We start from the raw sequence: 15,946 nt of genomic DNA, 5'->3' as shown, positions 1-15,946 counted from the left end.
GGCCCGAATCCTGAATCAAGCTGAATCAAGCGCGCATGTTAAAACCGCCCCGCAGCATGACCGGAAGGTCGTGCTGCGCGGCGGTTTTCTTTTTCGCTTTGTAGCGTAGAGCGCTGCTGCCGTTTAGCTGGTTGCGCTATCGATCAGCTTGAGGCGTGAACGCTTTTGCGCGCGCACGACCGCTTGATAAGCATCAACGTATTGCTGCGCCATGCGATGCGACGTGAAGCGTTCCTCGAAGCGCTTGCGCACACCTTGGCGCGACACGGTATGCAGACGGTTCACGGCCGCCACGGCACCAATCTCATCCTCGACGATAAACCCCGTCACGCCCTCTTCCAGCACTTCCGGCACCGAGCCGCGATTAAACGCGATCACTGGCGTGCCGCATGCCATCGACTCGATCATCACCAGTCCGAAGGGTTCCGGCCAATCGATCGGGAACAGCAACGCGTGGGCGCCGGAAAGGAAATCGGCCTTCTGGTCATCGGCGATTTCACCGATGAATTCAACATACGGCAACTCCATCAGCGGCGCGATCTCGCGTTCGTAGTACTCGCGGTCGGCGGCGTCTACCTTCGCCGCGATCTTGATCTTCATGCCGCAACGGCCGGCAATCCGGATGGCGGTATCGACGCGTTTTTCCGGCGATATCCGCCCAAGGAACGCCAGGTGAGTTTGCTCGACCGGCTGCGGCATGTAGCGTTTTTCCGGTAGCCCGTGATACACGGTCGTCAGCCATTTGGCCTGCGGCAACGGATGACGTTGCGCGTCCGAAATGGAGATGACCGGCGCGGTGTTGAACGTGTTGAAGATTGGCTGCTGTTCCGGCAAATCAAGCCGGCCATGCAACGTGGTCACGAACGGCGTGTCCTGGCGTTTGAACAGCGAGAACGAGTAGTAATCCATGTGAAAATGCAGCACGTCGAATTCGTCAGCGCGGCGCCGCACCATTTCCATCAGCAGCATGTGCGGGGCAATCCGGTCGCGGATAGCTGGGTCCAGGCGCAACGCGCGTGGCCACACGGCTTCCAGTTTCGCCTTGGTTTGCGAGTCGCCTGAAGCGAACAAGGTCACGTCATGCCCGAGCTCTACCAGCGCCTCGGTGATATATGAAACAACCCGCTCAGTACCGCCATACAGCTTGGGCGGCACTGATTCGGTCAACGGTGCTATTTGTGCAATTCTCATTATTCGCGTCTCCACTCGGTCTTACGTCGCCGTGATGTTTAGTCGGTGATATTGATCGGCACGGGCGCCGGACGTCCTCGCGCGCAAAACTGGGCGCACAAGAACGACACCGTATTATTGGCTGTGGGAGCCTAAAAGTTGGCAAAACTTTCACTTTCACGACCCTGTTACAGTCGCGAAACACTCGAATATTGTCGAATTAGCGCGGTTTTCAGGCCGATATCCCGCTTTTAAGTAATGTTTTACATCGGCGCTGAATCTGTTGTTATTTGTTGCTCCCCGGACGTTTGCTCGCCGGTTGGTTCAGATTCACGCCACGCAGGTCACCGAGAAACGAGTCGCGCCAGACCCCTAGGTCGTATTTGCGGAGCATCACCATGTTGGTTTCGTAGCGCTCGCGGCGTTCGGCAAGCGGCATGGAAAGTGCCCGACCAATCGCCTCGCTCATGCCGACTATATCGTGCGGATTCACCATCAACGCGCCCTTCATTTCATCGGCGGCGCCGGCGAACTGGGACAGTACGAGCACGCCGGGATCGTCCGGATTTTGCGCTGCGACATACTCCTTCGCGACTAGGTTCATGCCGTCGCGCAACGGCGTAACCAGCCCGATCTGCGACTCGCGAAACAGCGACATCAGCTTCCACCGGTCATAACGCTGGTTCATGTAGCGGATCGGCGTGTAGTCGAGGCCCGAATAACGGCCGTTGATACGTCCTGCTTCGTATTCCAGGTTATGGCGGATTTGCTGATAGGTATCCACGTCTGAACGCGTGGGCGGTGCGATCTGGACCAGCGTGACATTGCCCCGCCATTCCGGCGATTTTTCGAGGAAATGCTCGAACGCCTTGAAGCGCTCGACCAGCCCTTTCGAATAGTCCAGCCGATCCACACTCATGATGAGCTTGCGGCCTTCCAGGCTTTGTTTCAGGTCCATCACGTCCTGGCGTGCTTCGCCACGCGTGGCTTGTTCGGCGATTTCGTCCGGGAAGACGCCGATGCGGTACACGCCTGTTTTCAGCTTGCGTCCGAACGCCTCCACTTCACCATCGGCCGTGGCGGTTCCATGTGCGTGACGGATGATGTAATCGTGGAAAGCAGCCTGGTCGCCGGGCGTCTGGAAACCCACGACGTCGTAGCAGCACAGCGACTTGACCAGTTCCTCGTGCGGCGGAATGTTGAGCAGGATTTGTGGCGACGGAAACGGGATATGCAGGAAAAAGCCCATCCGGTTGGTCACGCCTTCCGAACGCAGCGCTTCTCCAAAGGGGATCAGGTGATAGTCGTGGACCCAGATCACATCGTCGGGTTGCAGCAGCTTGATGGCGCGATGGGCGAGCCACGAATTGACTCGCCTGTATCCCGCGTATTCGTCGCGATCGTAGACGGCCAGGTCGTTCCGATAATGGAAGACGGGCCATAAGGTCGCGTTCGAAAACCCGCGGTAATACTGGTCGTAGTCCTTCTTCGGCAAGCCCACGGTGGCAAACGTGACCGCGCCGTCCTGTTCGAGTTTCGGTCCCTGGTTCGCGACGGTGTCGCTGACTACGTCGCCGCTCCAGCCGAACCAGACACCGCCGCTGTCCTTCAGCGCGCCGAAGACGCCCACGGCGAGTCCGCCGGCCGAGCCTTTGGTTTCTGTCGGAGAGGCTACTCGGTTCGATACAACGACTAGGCGGGTCATTACTGGCTTCCTTTTTTGCGATTCTGTTTCAAGGTGTGTGTATTGTTTTCATGGCCGCATCAATGAGCGCTATGCGAGCGTCGCGGCCATTTTGTTTTTCGCCGACGATCTTCGTTCGGCTCCGGGCGTGAGCGTCAGTTCAATTTCATTGACGCGTTTACCGATGCGTCACCCGTGCTTCATCGCATGGCTTCAATGGCTTGGCTTCGTGGCCCTTCACTGTCGCTTACTGTGAGCCCGTCGGCAACCTCATGGAGATGACCTCGCCTTAGCGCCGCCCAGCGGGATTGGTTGCGCCACCTCCAGGAGCGCTCGGCGCGGTGCTCGCTGCGGAATTCGCCGATGCGTCCGGGCCGTTCCGCTCTCCCCGGCTCGCCACCGGATCGGCTTCCGTATTGGCCGTCCCGCGGTGCACCGGCGGCCTGATCGTTCCGGCTGCACCGTTCGTGCCATCCGCGAGACTACGTTCGAGCGGCGGCACAAAATCGACGTGCTCCCCTTCCGGCGATATATCCGCGCGCGTCCGCGGCAGGAACTGCGGATACGACGATTGCATGAAGTTCAGCAGGCCTTCGCGGACCCGGCATCGAAGATCCCAGTTCAAGCCGGAATCGAACGAGCTGACGAGCACGCGAAGCTGCATCGACTTTTCGGTGGCATCGGTGACTTGAAGCACCTGCACACGCTCATCCCACTCCGGCGCGCTTTGCAAAATCCGCTCGAGTTCTTCGCGCAGCGGGGCGAGCGGCATGCGGTAATCGACAAAGAAAAATACCGTGCCAATGATCTGCGAACTGTTGCGCGTCCAGTTGGTGAACGGATTCTCGATAAACCATTGCAGCGGCACGATCAGGCGCCGCTGGTCCCAGATCCGGACGGACACATACGTGCCGGTGATCTCCTCGACGCGGCCCCATTCGCCTTGGATTACCACGACATCGTCCAGCCGGATGGGTTGCGACAACGCAATTTGCAATCCGGCGATCAGGTTGCCCAGCACCGGCCGCGCGGCAATACCGGCGACCAGCCCGGCGACGCCCGCCGACGCCAGCAAGCTCGCGCCGACCTGCCGCACGGCGGGAAACGTCATCAACGCACCGCCGAAGCCGATGATCACGATCACCACCATCACCGAACGCGCCAGCACACGCGCCTGTGTGTGGATGCGGCGCGCCTGCAGGTTGTCCTGGCTATCGAGCGGATGGGCCTGCACCAGCGCTTCGGCCACCGCGCCCACTGAACGCACGGCAAGCCATGTCAGCGAGACGATCAGCAGCACGGTCAGCAGGTCGCGCAGCGCGGCGGCGAACGGGAGCGCATCGGGGGCTTCGACCAGCACGAAACCCAGGCCGAGAATGATCAGCAGCGCGAGCGCGGGTTTATCGATGAAACGCAATACCACGCTCATCAACGGGTACGGCCGCGCGATGCGCGCCAGAATACGAGCGCCCACACGATGCACGCCGATGGCAAACAGCACGGAAAGCGCCGCCACGACCAGCGTGCCGGGCCAGGTGCTGAGCGGAGCGGAAGCGATTCGCTCGAAGGAGTCGAAGTCGAAGGAAGCGAGAGAGATCATCGTCGTCGTGGGATCAGCCTTGGGGGGTGATATCGGGGATACGACGGGAATGTGCAAAACCCGATTGCGTCCGCGCACGCATGGGACATCTGGAGCGCAGTGACGTTAGTGACTTCAGTGACACCCGCGGCTGGCCGGTTTGACCCGTCAGCCGCGTGATGAGATGACTATTCTATTGCATTGCAGCATATGCTGGGCCGGCAGGTCTGGATCAGCCGGTTAATGCAAATGCCGGCTTACTTTTCAGCTTTGCAGGGGAAAGCCTTGCCGAGCCCGAGCGACACCATGGTCGTGGCGTTGAAGTTGCCGCGCGTGGGGTTGTCGGCGATGAACTTGCGTACCGCGTCCGTCAGTTCCTGCGGTTTGACATCGACTGGCAGGCAAAAATACTGGCCAATTTGCGGTCCCGATGTACCGCCAATAGCTTCGATGGTGTTGTAGATGCCGTCAGCAGCGCCTTCTATATAAGCCGCACATGCGCTGCGTGAGGCCGTGTCCGTCTTGGTACAAAGCATGTTCAGATCGTTGCCTGTGAACGCGGCCGCGCTAAGCGGAAACGCGAGCACACTGGCCATGACAAAAACCCGCTGCATGATGGTCCTTTCTTATGTTGGCGGTTGCGGGCCGGCCGGGATGCGCAGGTGAAAACATCCTGTCTTGAAGGCCCAAACCCGTCTTTTCAGCGAGCGCACCCGGTTATCAGTTCCGGATTACACCCGCTGTTCCTCGTATATTCCGTCCTCGTATCACGCGGCCGGGACCTGTTACCGGTCATTAGTCAAAACCAAAGTCAGGCACTCGTCCGCGAGAGCGTCATTTTGCACTGTTTGCGCCGCTTTGCGGTGCTCCGGACGCGCCCGCTGCGCCCTGGTTTTGCATCGATGCCAGCCGTGCCGCCAGCCCTTCCGCCACATCTTTCTCATGATACTGATTGGCGAAGTCCACCGCCGTCATGCCAATCTGGTTCTTCACCCGGAGATCAGCGCCTTCATCGAGCAACAGCTTGACCGTCGACAAATGGCCGCCGCGCGCCGCCATCATCAGCGGGGTCGTGCCGTTGGGCGAACCCGAGTCGATGTAAGCCGAATGATCGAGCAGCACCTTGACCACGTCGTCATGACCGTTGGTTGCGGCGTAATGCAGCGGCGTCCAGCCCTTCTTGTTCACTTCCGCGTCTTTCGCGATCAGCAGGTTCACGAACGTAAGGTCGTCGTTGAGCGCGGCCAGCATCATTGCGTTTTCGCCAGCGGGATCGAGCTTTTCGAGGTCGATGTTCGGGTTATCGGCGAGCAGTTGGCCTACCTTGTCCGACTTTTCCCTTGCCGCGATCACGAGCAGCGGCGTGCCGGTGTTATCAACGAGATTAGGATCCACGCCCTGTGACAACAGCTTTTTAACGGCAGAAATGTCGTCGAACTTTACGGCCTTGATCATGGAATCAGCCGGCGTGGCGAACGCCGGTTGCGCAATGGCCGCGGCCGTCAGCACAAGCCCCGTCACCAGGGTTCGCCAAGTCTTGCGCGTGAAGGGGGACGAATAAGTCGAAGAGGAAACCGTCGAAGATGTAAGCATGTGTTCCTTGGGGATTACTTAATGACTTGGCGTTCTAATCACGAATAATGAATCTGCCAGGCAAGCGATCGAAAAACCGTCGCGGCGTTCAGTGTTCGACTGACTGCGGCTGCGGGATCTTGAACAGCTCGAAAAAATTGCGCGTGGTGGCTGCCGCCAGCGCGTCTTCGGGCATCTCACGCAATTGCGCGATGAAGCGTCCGACATAACTTACGTACGCAGGTTCATTCGATTTCCCGCGATACGGCACCGGCGCCAGATACGGCGAGTCCGTTTCAATCAGCAAACGCTCGAGCGGCACGCGCTGCGCGACGTCCTGCACGTCCTTCGCGCTCTTGAACGTGACAATGCCCGACAGCGAAATGTAAAAGTCCTGGGCGAGCGCCGCCTCGGCGACATGCCACGGTTCCGTGAAGCAATGCATCACGCCGCCCGGCACGCTTGCACGTTCCTCGGCCATGATGCGCAGCGTGTCTTCCCACGACGAACGCGTGTGAATGATCAGCGGCTTGGCGGTGGCGTGCGCCGCGCGAATATGCGTGCGGAAGCGTTCGCGCTGCCATTCCATATCGGCGATGCTGCGTCCTTCCAGGCGGTAATAGTCCAATCCCGTTTCGCCGATAGCCACCACTTTCGGATGCCGCGCCAGTTCCACGAGTTCCGCCACGCTCGGTTCTTGCGCGTCTTCGTGGTCCGGATGCACGCCAACCGATGCGTAGATATGCTCGTTCTCCTCGGCGATCTTCAACACCGACGGCAGCGTTTCCAGATCAACCGAGACGCACAGCGCATGCGTCACCTTCAGCTCGCGCATTTTCCCGAGCACTTCGGGCAGACGATCGGCCAGGCCCTCGAAATTGATGTGGCAATGCGAATCGACGAACATGGAGATTCCGTTAAAGCGGGATGGGGTTGCGTTCTAGATTTAGATAGCGGATCAGCCTAGCCGCCGCCCGAGGATCACGAGGTCTCTCTCAACGCCGTCAAGCACGGCGACGCGCGGCAGCGTGCCCCACGTTTCGAATTCGAAGCGCTGGAACAGGCGCAGACTGGCTTCGTTGTGGCCAAAGATAAAGCCCAGCAGCGTGTCGATACCCAACGCCGGCGCACGTTCCAACGCCACTTGCAGCAATTGCTTGCCGAGTCCCTTGCCACGCGCGCTTTCGGCGAGATAGATGCTGACCTCAGCCGTTCGCAGATAAGCCGGACGGCCGTAGAAGTCGGAGAAACTCAGCCACGCGATGATCCCGCCATTTTCTTCAACCACCCATAGCGGGCGCGCTTTCGGGCCATGCGCATGAAACCATGCGAGCCGGCTGTCGACTGTGACCGGTTCCAGGTCGGCGGTGACAAGGCGCGAAGGCACCGTGGAATTGTAGATGGCCACGATGCCGGGAAGATCGTCGAGCGTAGCGTCGCGGAAGCTGAGGTTCATAGTGCGGTCGTATGGAAAAAGAGTGAATCGTTGGTCAGGCGGAGAACATGTCGCGATAGCCGAGGAACAGTTCTTCGAACACCAGCCGCGCATTCAGCGGATGATTTTCCACCGCGCGCTGACGTGTCACCGTCTTTTGAAAGCGGGTGAAACGCTCGGTATCGATCTGCGCGGCGCAGCGTTCTAGCGCCTTCGATGCCCCCGGAAAGTAGCGCGGACGTCCTGCCGCTTTCTGCGCGAGCAAGTCGTAAAGCCAGCGCTGCAGCCAGCCGAGCACCATGGGCACGGGCAGTTTTTGAAGGCTTTCTCCGCACGCGAACGCGTCGCAAGCGGGGCCTGCAGCCAGTTGCGCCAGCGCGAAATCACGCAGCGCGCGGTTTTCATCGGAGGCGAGCGCCAGCGCGGTCAGTGGTGCGCCGCCCGCTTCCGCCAGCACGGCTGCGGGACGCTCCACGCCCTGTTGGGCGAGCCACGCAACGGCCGGCTCGGTGGCCGGAAGGGTCATTGGCCACTGGCGGCATCGGCTGATGATGGTTGGCAGCAAGCGGTCTATGCGCGCCGTGACGAGGATGAACACCACGCCCGCAGGCGGTTCTTCCAGCGTCTTGAGCAAGGCGTTTGCGGCAAACACGTTGATCGATTCAGCCGGATATACCAGGACGACACGCAAACCGCCGCGGTGCGAGCCGAGGCTGAAGAAATTCATCAGCCCGAGCACTTGATCGATCTTGATCTCCTTGCTCAGCACCTTCGTTTTCTTGCCGTCCTCGTCTGCTTTATCGGCCTTGTCGTCACTGATCAATTCCCCGGCGAGCGCTTCCGGCAACACCGCGCGATAGTCGGGATGGTTGCCCTGGCTGAACCACAGGCAGGCGACGCACTTGCCGCACGGTTCACGAGTCTCGGTCGGGGTTTCGCAGAGCAGGCTCTGGGCAAGATGCTGGGCGAACTGCAATTTACCGATGCCCGCGCGACCGTGCAGGAGCAACGCGTGCGGCCAGCTTGCACGCAGTTGTTCAAGACGGGTCCAGTCATCGGTTTGCCACGGATAGATCATGAAAAGTCTTTTGGATCAGGTGGTTGCGAAGCAATCTTGCGAGTCTTAATTTACTTTAGGTAAGCGGCAAAGTTCAATAAATTCAACTGGTTATTGACAATAATTGAAGCTTTTTCGACTATTAAGCTGATGCGGGATCGATGAACGTCAGCGGCCAGAACCGCCACCCAGCGCGACTTAAAGTAAATTCTTGATTCTAATTTCATAGATAAATCAAATATTTGTGATCACTGCTTCAAGTTGTTTCTGAATATTGGCGATCGAATGCGTTGCGTCGATTATCACAAATCGCTCCGGCGATTCCGCGGCCCGGCGCAAATACTCAGCCCGCGTGCGGCCGAAAAACGAATCCGATTCGCTTTCGAACTTGTCCGGTGAGCGAACCGCGCCGCGCCGTTCGCTGGCTACGTTCGTCGGCACGTCAAAGAGCACCGTCAGGTCCGGCTGAAAACCGCCCTGCACCCAGCGCTCGAGCGCTTCCAGCTTGTCACGCGGCAAACCGCGCCCACCGCCTTGATACGCGAAGGTGGCATCGGAGAAACGGTCCGACAAAACCCAGTCGCCCCGGGCCAGCGCCGGTTCAATAATTTGCGCCAGATGTTCCCGGCGTGCGGCAAACATCAGCAATGCTTCGGTTTCGAGGTCCATCGGCTGGTTGAGCAGCAGGTCTCGCAGGCTTTCGCCCAGCGTCGTACCGCCGGGCTCCCGCGTGACCACGACCGAGCGGCCCGTGGCGGCAATCTTGTCCTCCAGGCGCTGACGAAACCACGCGAGGTGCGTCGTCTTACCCGCGCCGTCGATGCCTTCAAACGTGATGAATTTGCCGCGCACCATCATTGTCCCCGAATGTACTTGTCGACGGCCCGATTGTGGTCGCCGAGATTGTCTGAAAAGAAGCTGCTGCCGTCGCCGCGCGACACAAAATACAGTGCCGTGCTCGATGCAGGATTGACCGTCGCCGCGAGGGCCGCCACGCCCGGCAGCGCGATCGGACCGGGCGGAAGGCCCATGCGCGTGTAGGTATTGTACGGAGTGTCGGTTTGCAGGTCTTTTTTACGCAACCGGCCAGCGTAGGCCGAACCGAGCCCGTAGATCACCGAGGGGTCCGTTTGCAGCGGCATGCCAATGCGCAGCCGGTTCGTGAACACGGCGGCGACCAGCGGCCGGTCGGCGGCGCGCCCCGTTTCCTTTTCGACTATCGACGCCATGATCAGCGCGTCGTAAGGCGTCTTGTACGGCAAATTCTGCGCACGGGTAGCCCAGGCTTCGTCGAGACGTTGCTGCATCAGCTTGTACGCCCGTTTGTAGACGGCGATGTCGCTCGTGCCTTTGTCGAAGAGATAGGTGTCGGGGAAGAACAGGCCCTCCGCGCTCGCCCGCGCAATCACGGCGTCCGGCGCGCCGATGGCCTTGAGCAAATCGGTATCGGTCATGCCGGCCGTGTCGTGCTGCAGCGCCGGATTGCCGTCCAGTTCATTGCGCATTTTCTGGAACGTCCACCCTTCGATCACCGTGGCCACGTATTCATTGACGTCGCCGCGGGCTATTTTCTGCAGCATCTCGTAGGGCGTGATGCCCTCCTTGAATGCGTAATTACCGGACTTGAGCTGCGACGAAAGACCAAGCGCGCGCGTCATCAGCACGAACAACTGCTGCTGGACGTGCGCCCCGCCGCGGTCCAGCTGGAGGGCCACGCTGCGTAAGGTGCTATGGGATTTGATGGTGATGTCGAGTTCGGGTGAGGTCAGCTCGACCGGGCTATTCGCCCACTTGAACATGCCCCCAACGAGTGCACCGGCAACCACGACCGCGACGACAGCCACGGTCAAACATTTCTTCAAAAGGGACATGCGAAACACGCTCTAAGTAAGACCCATATAATACAAGTTCGCCATCGCCCAAGTCAGGTCCATGAATTCTTCGACCGCCTCATCGCTTTCCTCCCCCTTCGACGCTGTCCTCCACGCCGGCGTATTCGTGCCGCTGACGCAGTTCGGGATTATCGATACCACCGGCGACGACGCCGCTGCTTTTCTTCACACGCAACTGACGAGCGACGTCCAGCATCTGGACGCATCGAGTGCGCGTCTCGCCGGTTATTGCTCGCCGAAGGGCCGCTTGCTGGCGTCGTTTTTAATGTGGCGATGTGGTGAAGCCGTGCGTCTGATGCTCGCCGCCGACATCCAGGCATCGGTGCAAAAACGCTTGTCGATGTTCGTGATGCGCGCGAAAGCGAAGCTCGTCGATGCCACGCCGTCGCTCGCCGCCGTGGGTTTTGCCGGCGATGTGCGCAAGACGCTGTCCCATCTCTTCGACGCCATGCCCGACGGCGTGCATGTGAAAGTGGACGGTCCGCTCGGCTCGCTGATTCGCGTTCCCGATGCCGCCGGCCGGCCGCGTTTCCTGTGGGTTGGCCCGAAGGCCGAAGTCGAAGCGCGCCTCGCCGATATCGAAAAGCAGCTCACGCGCGCTCCGGCCGAGTTATGGGACTGGCTTGACATTCACGCGGGCGAACCGCGCATTACGCAGCCGACGTCCGAGCAATTCGTCCCGCAGATGGTCAATTTCGACGTCCTCGGCGGCGTCAACTTCAAGAAGGGGTGTTATCCCGGGCAGGAAGTGGTCGCGCGCAGCCAATATCGCGGCACGATCAAGCGGCGCACGTCGCTGGCCTACGCCGAAACGGCCAAGCCTGGCGACGAACTATTCCACTCCGATGACCCCGGCCAGCCATGCGGCCTCGTGGTCAACGTGGCGCCTGCGCCTAATGGCGGCGTCGACGCGCTTGTTGAAATCAAGCTCGCGGCGCTTGAACAGGGTTCCGTGCACGTGGGTTCGGCGGAGGGGCCCGCGTTAAAGTTCTCTCCGTTGCCCTATACATTGCCAACTGAAGTCTGATTTATTGCGGACGGTTCGCTCATGTGCCTGATTGTCTTCGACTGGCAACCGGACGCGACCGCGTCTGACGCTGAGCGCCCGTTGCTCACGCTCGCGGCCAATCGCGATGAGTTTTTTCATCGTGAAACCGAGCCCTTGCACTGGTGGGACAACGCGCCGGAGGTCCTCGCCGGACGCGATCTGACCGGCGGCGGAACGTGGCTCGGCGTCACGCGCGATGGCCGTTTTGCCGCGTTGACGAACTATCGGGCGCCGGCGGAAATGAAGCCCAATGCGCCGACTCGCGGTACGCTGGTCAGTGACTTTTTGCTTGGAACACCGGTCGCGCCGATGGCTTATCTGGATGCGGTCGCCCGCGATGGGCATAGGTACAACGGCTTCAATCTGGTTGTGGGCGACTTCACGCGGCGCGAACTTGCGTGGTACGGCAATCGTGCCGATGCCCCGCCTTCGCTGCTTGACCCCGGCATTCACGGGTTGTCGAATAGTCTGCTCGACACACCCTGGCCGAAGCTCGTCGCGCAACGCGACGCATTGCGCGATCTGCTTCACGTCGATGAACAGCCGTCGCTCGATAGCCTGATCGAGACCATGCGCAATCCCCAACTCGCAGATGATCATCTGCTGCCGTCTACCGGACTCTCGCTTGAGCGCGAGCGGGTGTTGTCGGCGGCTTTTATCGAGTCCGAGGGATACGGCACGCGCAGTACGACGGCCTTGCGGGTAACGGCGGTCGATGGTGTCCTGACGCTGCAAATCAAGGAACTCAGCGACGACGATGGTTCACATCAGATCAGCCGCCCCGGCACGTTCGAACGAAGCGATGCGTTCACGATTGTGCGAGTTGCCTAAGGCAACCGAAACTTTGTGCGCGTAAAGTTTTCGACGCCGGTTCTTATCCCTCTGCGACGTTCATATGTCGACGCAATGCATCTGCTGCGTCCGCATGCGCTTTCGCCACTTCTGGCACAAAACCGCCCATCTTGAAGAACTCGTGCGTCATGCCTTCATAGCGGATCAGTTCAACCGGGACGTCCGCTTTTTCAAGCTTGGCCGCGTACGCAATGTCTTCGTCGAAGAGGGGATCGTGATCCGCCGCGGCGATCCATGCAGGGGCAACGCCGGTGAAATCAGGCACCGACCCGCGCGCATCCAGTGGAGCGAAACGCCAGTCGTCGCGATCTTTATCGTCACGAAGATACTGCGCGAAGAACCACTGGACCGTCTTCGCCGACAACACGAATCCCTCGGCAAATCGCGCATACGATGGCGTGTCCTGCCGCGCGCTGACGCCGGGATAGATTAGCAGTTGCAGGAGCAGCGGGATGCCGGCATCGCGTGCGAGCAATGCGCACACCGTGGCGAGCGTGCCGCCCGCGCTGTCGCCGCCAACCGCGAAGCGCGTGCCGTCGAGTCCCAGCGACGCGGCTTGCGCGTGAAGCCACGTGAGGGCGTCGAAGGCATCGTGCACGGCGGTTGGAAATTTATGCTCGGGCGCGAGCCGGTAATCGACCGACGCCACCGCGCAGCCTGAATCGGCGGCGAGGCGCCGGCAGAGGGAGTCGTGGGTATCGATACTGCCGATCACAAAACCACCGCCGTGAAAGTAGACCAGCATGGGTGTTGGGGCGGCCCAGTTCGGTTCGACCGGGTGATATAGGCGGGCACGGATGGACGCTTGATCGCGCGTGGGTATCGTGAGCTCGTGGACGTCGAACATCGCGGCCGGCGCGATGTCGAGAATCAGCGCGCTGCGTTCGTAGGACGCGCGCGCGGCAGAAGCTGAAAGCGTGTGGAACGGCGGCCGCTTGGCCTTCGCGATGAGTTCAAGGACCTGTGCAATGGTCGGATTCAGCGGCATGGGGAGCAGGGAATTTGCGAGCGTTGGAAGTCCGCAATGATGACATGGCACCGCGAATTCGATGCGATTTGGTTCGCTAACCTCGCACCCTACCCCTTCACCTCCGGCTTCAACGACAACGGATCGGTCGGATTGCGCCGCTGCGCGACGTCATCGAAACGCAGTTGCACCGAGGCCAGAATCTTCGGATGCGTCAGCACGTAAAACCGCCGTTCGCGAACTGCATCGAAGGTCAGTTCCGCCACCTGTTTCGCGTTCAGCTTCCCGCTCTCCACCGCCTTCGTGAGCTGCCTGGAGGCCATGCGCTGGGAGGTCGTGACAGGCTGATCATTGCGCAAACCCTCCGGCCGCGCGCGCTCGGCGTTCGCAATGCCCGTTGGCACGAATGCCGGGCAAAGCAAGGAACAATCGACCTGGCCACCAGTGATCTTCAAGTCGTGATACAGCGTTTCCGTCAACGCGACGACCGCGTGCTTCGATGCGTTATAGACGCCCATTCCCGGCGCCGACAGCAAGCCCGCCACCGACGCCGTGTTGACAATATGCGCCGGCTCTTGCTGCGCGAGCATCAACGGCGTGAACGCGCGCACGCCGTTCGCTACGCCCATCACGTTGACGCCAAACACCCACGCCCAGTCGTTCGCGCTGTTTTCCCAGACAAAGCCACCTGTACCAACACCTGCGTTGTTGAAGAGCAGATGCACGGCGCCGTAGGTATCGATAGTCGCCCGAGCGAGCGCATCGACTTGCGCTGCATCGGAGACATCAGTCGGCACGCCGAGCGCTTCGACGCCCAAACCGCGCGCCATCTCGACGGTTTCGACGAGGCCTTTTACATCGACATCAGCGAGCACGAGCTTCATGCCCAGCGCCGCGCCCTTCAGTGCGAACTCGCGGCCGAAGCCGCTGCCGGCACCCGTGATTACGGCCACTTTGCCGTCGAGCTGATCCACGCTGTCTCCTTTCTTTTTTCTGGTTCGTCAGTAAAAAGTGTGGGTGGATGGAGGCTCGGGAAGCTTGCCAAGTGCATGATAGAGCGCGATTTCTGTGGCTCGGAAGGTTCGGAAGCCGTACGCTTTTCTCATAGTGACTTTGGCCTTGTTGTTCAGCCCCTCGATGACGCCGCTGGAGAATTGCTTTCTGGCACGGAAGTAGTTGAGGATCAGCTCTCGGTGCGAGCGCACGGTCCAGGCAAACTTCTTCATCGGCTCGATGCGTGAGCGCATCACCTGCTTGCACCACTGGTCGAGGAACTTGCCCGCCCAGACAGGAGAGATGTAGTCCCAGAGTTGCTGGAATTCTTCTTTGAGCAGATAGGCACGTACGCTACGTAAGTTGTACTGGAGCAGCTCACGCAGGCGAACACGTTGTTTGCTAGTAAGGTTCTCGCGTCGCGCGAGCAGGCACCAGCGGGATTTTTTGAGAACAGGCTCATAGCCATCACGCGTCATGCGCCGGGCCTCATCGGCTCGCACCTCATCGATCGCTTTGTTCATCTTGGCAACGATGTGGAAACGGTCGAGGATGTTCAGGGCGTTCGGGCAATGACGCGCAATCATTTCGAGATAGGGCTTCCACATGTCGGAACACACGAATTCGACCCTCTCGCACAGCGGCTTGCCGATCAAGTCAAAGAACTTCGCGAAGCTTTCCTTAGTACGTTCCTGTCCGACCCAGAGCAGTCGCGTGCAGCCGGCCTCGATCTGGTAGACGAGCGTGAGGTACTGGTGCCCTCGGCCATACTGGATCTCGTCAACGCCGAAAGCGCGAATCGTCCCGAGCTCACGATGGTTCAGCCCCCAGTCGACGACCCATTCCACGGCATTGAAGACCTTCTCCCAACTGGTCCTGAAACTCAGCGCGGTTTCTTTGCACGACAGCTTACGAGCCCACTGGGCCAGAAACAGCATGTATGCCTTGGTCAACGTATGCTTGCCGATGGCCCACGGTACTGTCTCAACCTTTACGCCGCACTGACGGCAATCGACACGACGCATCGAATACAGCAGGATGACGGCAAAACCCCAGATCGGGATGAACTCGAAGCGACGTTCTCCGAGCGTATCGTAGCCGCTTGCGCGCTCGTTGCAGCACGAACAAACTGGTTTGGATCCTTTACGTGGGCGCACGTCAATCTCAATGGTCTGCGACCTTTCGCACAGCCGCGCCCCTTCATAAACGAAACCGCGGAAATGATGACAGGAATTGAGCAAGCGGGTCAAAAGCATGGCTAGCAAGCGAAAAATCGTCGGTAATACCGCCATTGTCACACCCGAATCAAGCGATCTTGAACGAGTCGTTCCCGACCTGCAAAACTGGCCCAAGTCCTGGAGCTTTGAGGAACAGGACATTCCGTTCGGACAGGATCTCGTCAAGATATTCACCCCGTATCTCCTGCATCTTCTGGACAGCGGTTACAGCCGGAAAACCCTGCGCCAGCATCGGGACTTCATCTGGATGCTCGGTGGTCGTCTCGTTGAAGAGCGGCAGCTTTACCGCGAACTCAGGAAGCTGGACGCCCGCTCAATACTGTTACGGTATATCGACGAGTAAGACGGTGGCCCGCTCCTGGATGACCGCTCTGAGCGCGAGCAAGGCCTCTTCGATGCCACCTGCCGAAAGCTATGCCGTTTCCTCAACGCCGCCTGAATCCATCGATTTCACCCACA

General features: G+C 59.9%; 16 protein-coding genes. 3 read left to right on the top strand and 13 right to left on the bottom strand.

Annotated features, from left to right (window positions below):
- Window positions 1-123: 123 nt before the first annotated feature.
- From ACMX25_RS34710 to mltG, 10 genes are all read right to left on the bottom strand, one after another.
- A complete protein-coding gene (locus ACMX25_RS34710) occupies window positions 124-1,191 on the bottom strand; it encodes a glycosyltransferase family 4 protein (protein ID WP_414954407.1) in 1,068 nt (355 codons plus the stop codon).
- Between the two features lie 265 nt (window positions 1,192-1,456).
- Complete coding sequence (gene otsA, locus ACMX25_RS34705) at window positions 1,457-2,875, bottom strand: alpha,alpha-trehalose-phosphate synthase (UDP-forming) (protein ID WP_414954406.1); 1,419 nt, start codon at window positions 2,873-2,875, stop codon at window positions 1,457-1,459.
- A 268-nt stretch (window positions 2,876-3,143) separates the two neighbouring features.
- Entirely contained in the window at window positions 3,144-4,454 is a 1,311-nt protein-coding gene (locus ACMX25_RS34700; RefSeq protein ID WP_414954405.1) for a mechanosensitive ion channel family protein, read from the bottom strand.
- A 236-nt stretch (window positions 4,455-4,690) separates the two neighbouring features.
- Window positions 4,691-5,047, bottom strand: a complete 357-nt coding sequence (locus ACMX25_RS34695; protein WP_031359334.1) for a Rap1a/Tai family immunity protein — start codon at window positions 5,045-5,047, stop codon at window positions 4,691-4,693.
- A gap of 220 nt (window positions 5,048-5,267) precedes the next feature.
- A complete protein-coding gene (locus tag ACMX25_RS34690; protein WP_414954404.1) occupies window positions 5,268-6,026 on the bottom strand; it encodes an ankyrin repeat domain-containing protein in 759 nt (252 codons plus the stop codon).
- Window positions 6,027-6,114: 88 nt separating this feature from the next.
- Complete coding sequence (locus tag ACMX25_RS34685) at window positions 6,115-6,912, bottom strand: TatD family hydrolase (protein ID WP_414954403.1); 798 nt, start codon at window positions 6,910-6,912, stop codon at window positions 6,115-6,117.
- A gap of 51 nt (window positions 6,913-6,963) precedes the next feature.
- Window positions 6,964-7,461, bottom strand: coding sequence for a GNAT family N-acetyltransferase (locus ACMX25_RS34680; protein WP_414954402.1), 498 nt, complete (start codon window positions 7,459-7,461; stop codon window positions 6,964-6,966).
- A 34-nt stretch (window positions 7,462-7,495) separates the two neighbouring features.
- On the bottom strand, window positions 7,496-8,518 hold the full coding sequence (locus ACMX25_RS34675) for a DNA polymerase III subunit delta' (protein WP_414954401.1): 1,023 nt from the start codon (window positions 8,516-8,518) through the stop codon (window positions 7,496-7,498).
- Between the two features lie 213 nt (window positions 8,519-8,731).
- Entirely contained in the window at window positions 8,732-9,352 is a 621-nt protein-coding gene (gene tmk, locus ACMX25_RS34670) for a dTMP kinase (RefSeq protein ID WP_414954433.1), read from the bottom strand.
- Window positions 9,352-10,368, bottom strand: coding sequence for an endolytic transglycosylase MltG (gene mltG, locus ACMX25_RS34665; protein ID WP_414954400.1), 1,017 nt, complete (start codon window positions 10,366-10,368; stop codon window positions 9,352-9,354). Before mltG ends, tmk begins: the two co-directional genes overlap by 1 nt.
- A 61-nt stretch (window positions 10,369-10,429) precedes the next feature.
- Here mltG and ygfZ point away from each other — a divergent pair, with 61 nt between their 5' ends.
- Together ygfZ and ACMX25_RS34655 are read left to right on the top strand one after the other, a co-directional pair.
- A complete protein-coding gene (gene ygfZ, locus ACMX25_RS34660; protein WP_414954399.1) occupies window positions 10,430-11,416 on the top strand; it encodes a CAF17-like 4Fe-4S cluster assembly/insertion protein YgfZ in 987 nt (328 codons plus the stop codon).
- A 21-nt stretch (window positions 11,417-11,437) separates the two neighbouring features.
- The gene (locus ACMX25_RS34655) at window positions 11,438-12,268 is read left to right on the top strand and encodes an NRDE family protein (RefSeq protein ID WP_414954398.1); all 831 of its coding nucleotides are present in this window, start codon (window positions 11,438-11,440) and stop codon (window positions 12,266-12,268) included.
- A 43-nt stretch (window positions 12,269-12,311) separates the two neighbouring features.
- Here the strand turns inward: ACMX25_RS34655 and ACMX25_RS34650 are convergent, their stop codons facing one another.
- From ACMX25_RS34650 to ACMX25_RS34640, 3 genes are all read right to left on the bottom strand, one after another.
- Window positions 12,312-13,277, bottom strand: a complete 966-nt coding sequence (locus ACMX25_RS34650) for an alpha/beta hydrolase (protein ID WP_414954397.1) — start codon at window positions 13,275-13,277, stop codon at window positions 12,312-12,314.
- A gap of 89 nt (window positions 13,278-13,366) precedes the next feature.
- Window positions 13,367-14,230 carry an SDR family oxidoreductase gene (locus ACMX25_RS34645; protein ID WP_414954396.1) on the bottom strand — a complete coding sequence of 288 codons (864 nt, stop codon included), beginning with the start codon at window positions 14,228-14,230 and terminating at the stop codon, window positions 13,367-13,369.
- Between the two features lie 27 nt (window positions 14,231-14,257).
- A complete protein-coding gene (locus ACMX25_RS34640; protein WP_414948675.1) occupies window positions 14,258-15,505 on the bottom strand; it encodes an ISL3 family transposase in 1,248 nt (415 codons plus the stop codon).
- Here ACMX25_RS34640 and ACMX25_RS34635 point away from each other — a divergent pair.
- On the top strand, window positions 15,504-15,830 hold the full coding sequence (locus ACMX25_RS34635; RefSeq protein ID WP_414954395.1) for a hypothetical protein: 327 nt from the start codon (window positions 15,504-15,506) through the stop codon (window positions 15,828-15,830). The two genes, ACMX25_RS34640 and ACMX25_RS34635, sit on opposite strands and share 2 nt — an antisense overlap.
- The last annotated feature ends 116 nt before the right edge of the window (window positions 15,831-15,946 follow it).

This window comes from Caballeronia eucalypticola, assembly GCF_047608185.1.
In the GTDB taxonomy this organism is placed as follows: Bacteria; Pseudomonadota; Gammaproteobacteria; order Burkholderiales; family Burkholderiaceae; genus Caballeronia.
The sequence above is the reverse complement of the archived record's forward strand: the minus strand, read 5'-3'. Positions and strand labels throughout refer to the sequence as shown.

Excerpts from the sequence above, each read along its gene's own strand:
- ACMX25_RS34710 (WP_414954407.1), bottom strand. The coding sequence starts at position 1,191 with ATGAGAATTGCACAAATAGCACCGTTGACCGAATCAGTGCCGCCCAAG.
- otsA (WP_414954406.1), bottom strand. The coding sequence starts at position 2,875 with ATGACCCGCCTAGTCGTTGTATCGAACCGAGTAGCCTCTCCGACAGAA.
- ACMX25_RS34700 (WP_414954405.1), bottom strand. The coding sequence starts at position 4,454 with ATGATCTCTCTCGCTTCCTTCGACTTCGACTCCTTCGAGCGAATCGCT.
- ACMX25_RS34695 (WP_031359334.1), bottom strand. The coding sequence starts at position 5,047 with ATGCAGCGGGTTTTTGTCATGGCCAGTGTGCTCGCGTTTCCGCTTAGC.
- ACMX25_RS34690 (WP_414954404.1), bottom strand. The coding sequence starts at position 6,026 with ATGCTTACATCTTCGACGGTTTCCTCTTCGACTTATTCGTCCCCCTTC.
- ACMX25_RS34685 (WP_414954403.1), bottom strand. The coding sequence starts at position 6,912 with ATGTTCGTCGATTCGCATTGCCACATCAATTTCGAGGGCCTGGCCGAT.
- ACMX25_RS34680 (WP_414954402.1), bottom strand. The coding sequence starts at position 7,461 with ATGAACCTCAGCTTCCGCGACGCTACGCTCGACGATCTTCCCGGCATC.
- ACMX25_RS34675 (WP_414954401.1), bottom strand. The coding sequence starts at position 8,518 with ATGATCTATCCGTGGCAAACCGATGACTGGACCCGTCTTGAACAACTG.
- tmk (WP_414954433.1), bottom strand. The coding sequence starts at position 9,352 with ATGGTGCGCGGCAAATTCATCACGTTTGAAGGCATCGACGGCGCGGGT.
- mltG (WP_414954400.1), bottom strand. The coding sequence starts at position 10,368 with ATGTCCCTTTTGAAGAAATGTTTGACCGTGGCTGTCGTCGCGGTCGTG.
- ygfZ (WP_414954399.1), top strand. The coding sequence starts at position 10,430 with ATGAATTCTTCGACCGCCTCATCGCTTTCCTCCCCCTTCGACGCTGTC.
- ACMX25_RS34655 (WP_414954398.1), top strand. The coding sequence starts at position 11,438 with ATGTGCCTGATTGTCTTCGACTGGCAACCGGACGCGACCGCGTCTGAC.
- ACMX25_RS34650 (WP_414954397.1), bottom strand. The coding sequence starts at position 13,277 with ATGCCGCTGAATCCGACCATTGCACAGGTCCTTGAACTCATCGCGAAG.
- ACMX25_RS34635 (WP_414954395.1), top strand. The coding sequence starts at position 15,504 with ATGGCTAGCAAGCGAAAAATCGTCGGTAATACCGCCATTGTCACACCC.
- ACMX25_RS34640 (WP_414948675.1), bottom strand. The coding sequence starts at position 15,505 with ATGCTTTTGACCCGCTTGCTCAATTCCTGTCATCATTTCCGCGGTTTC.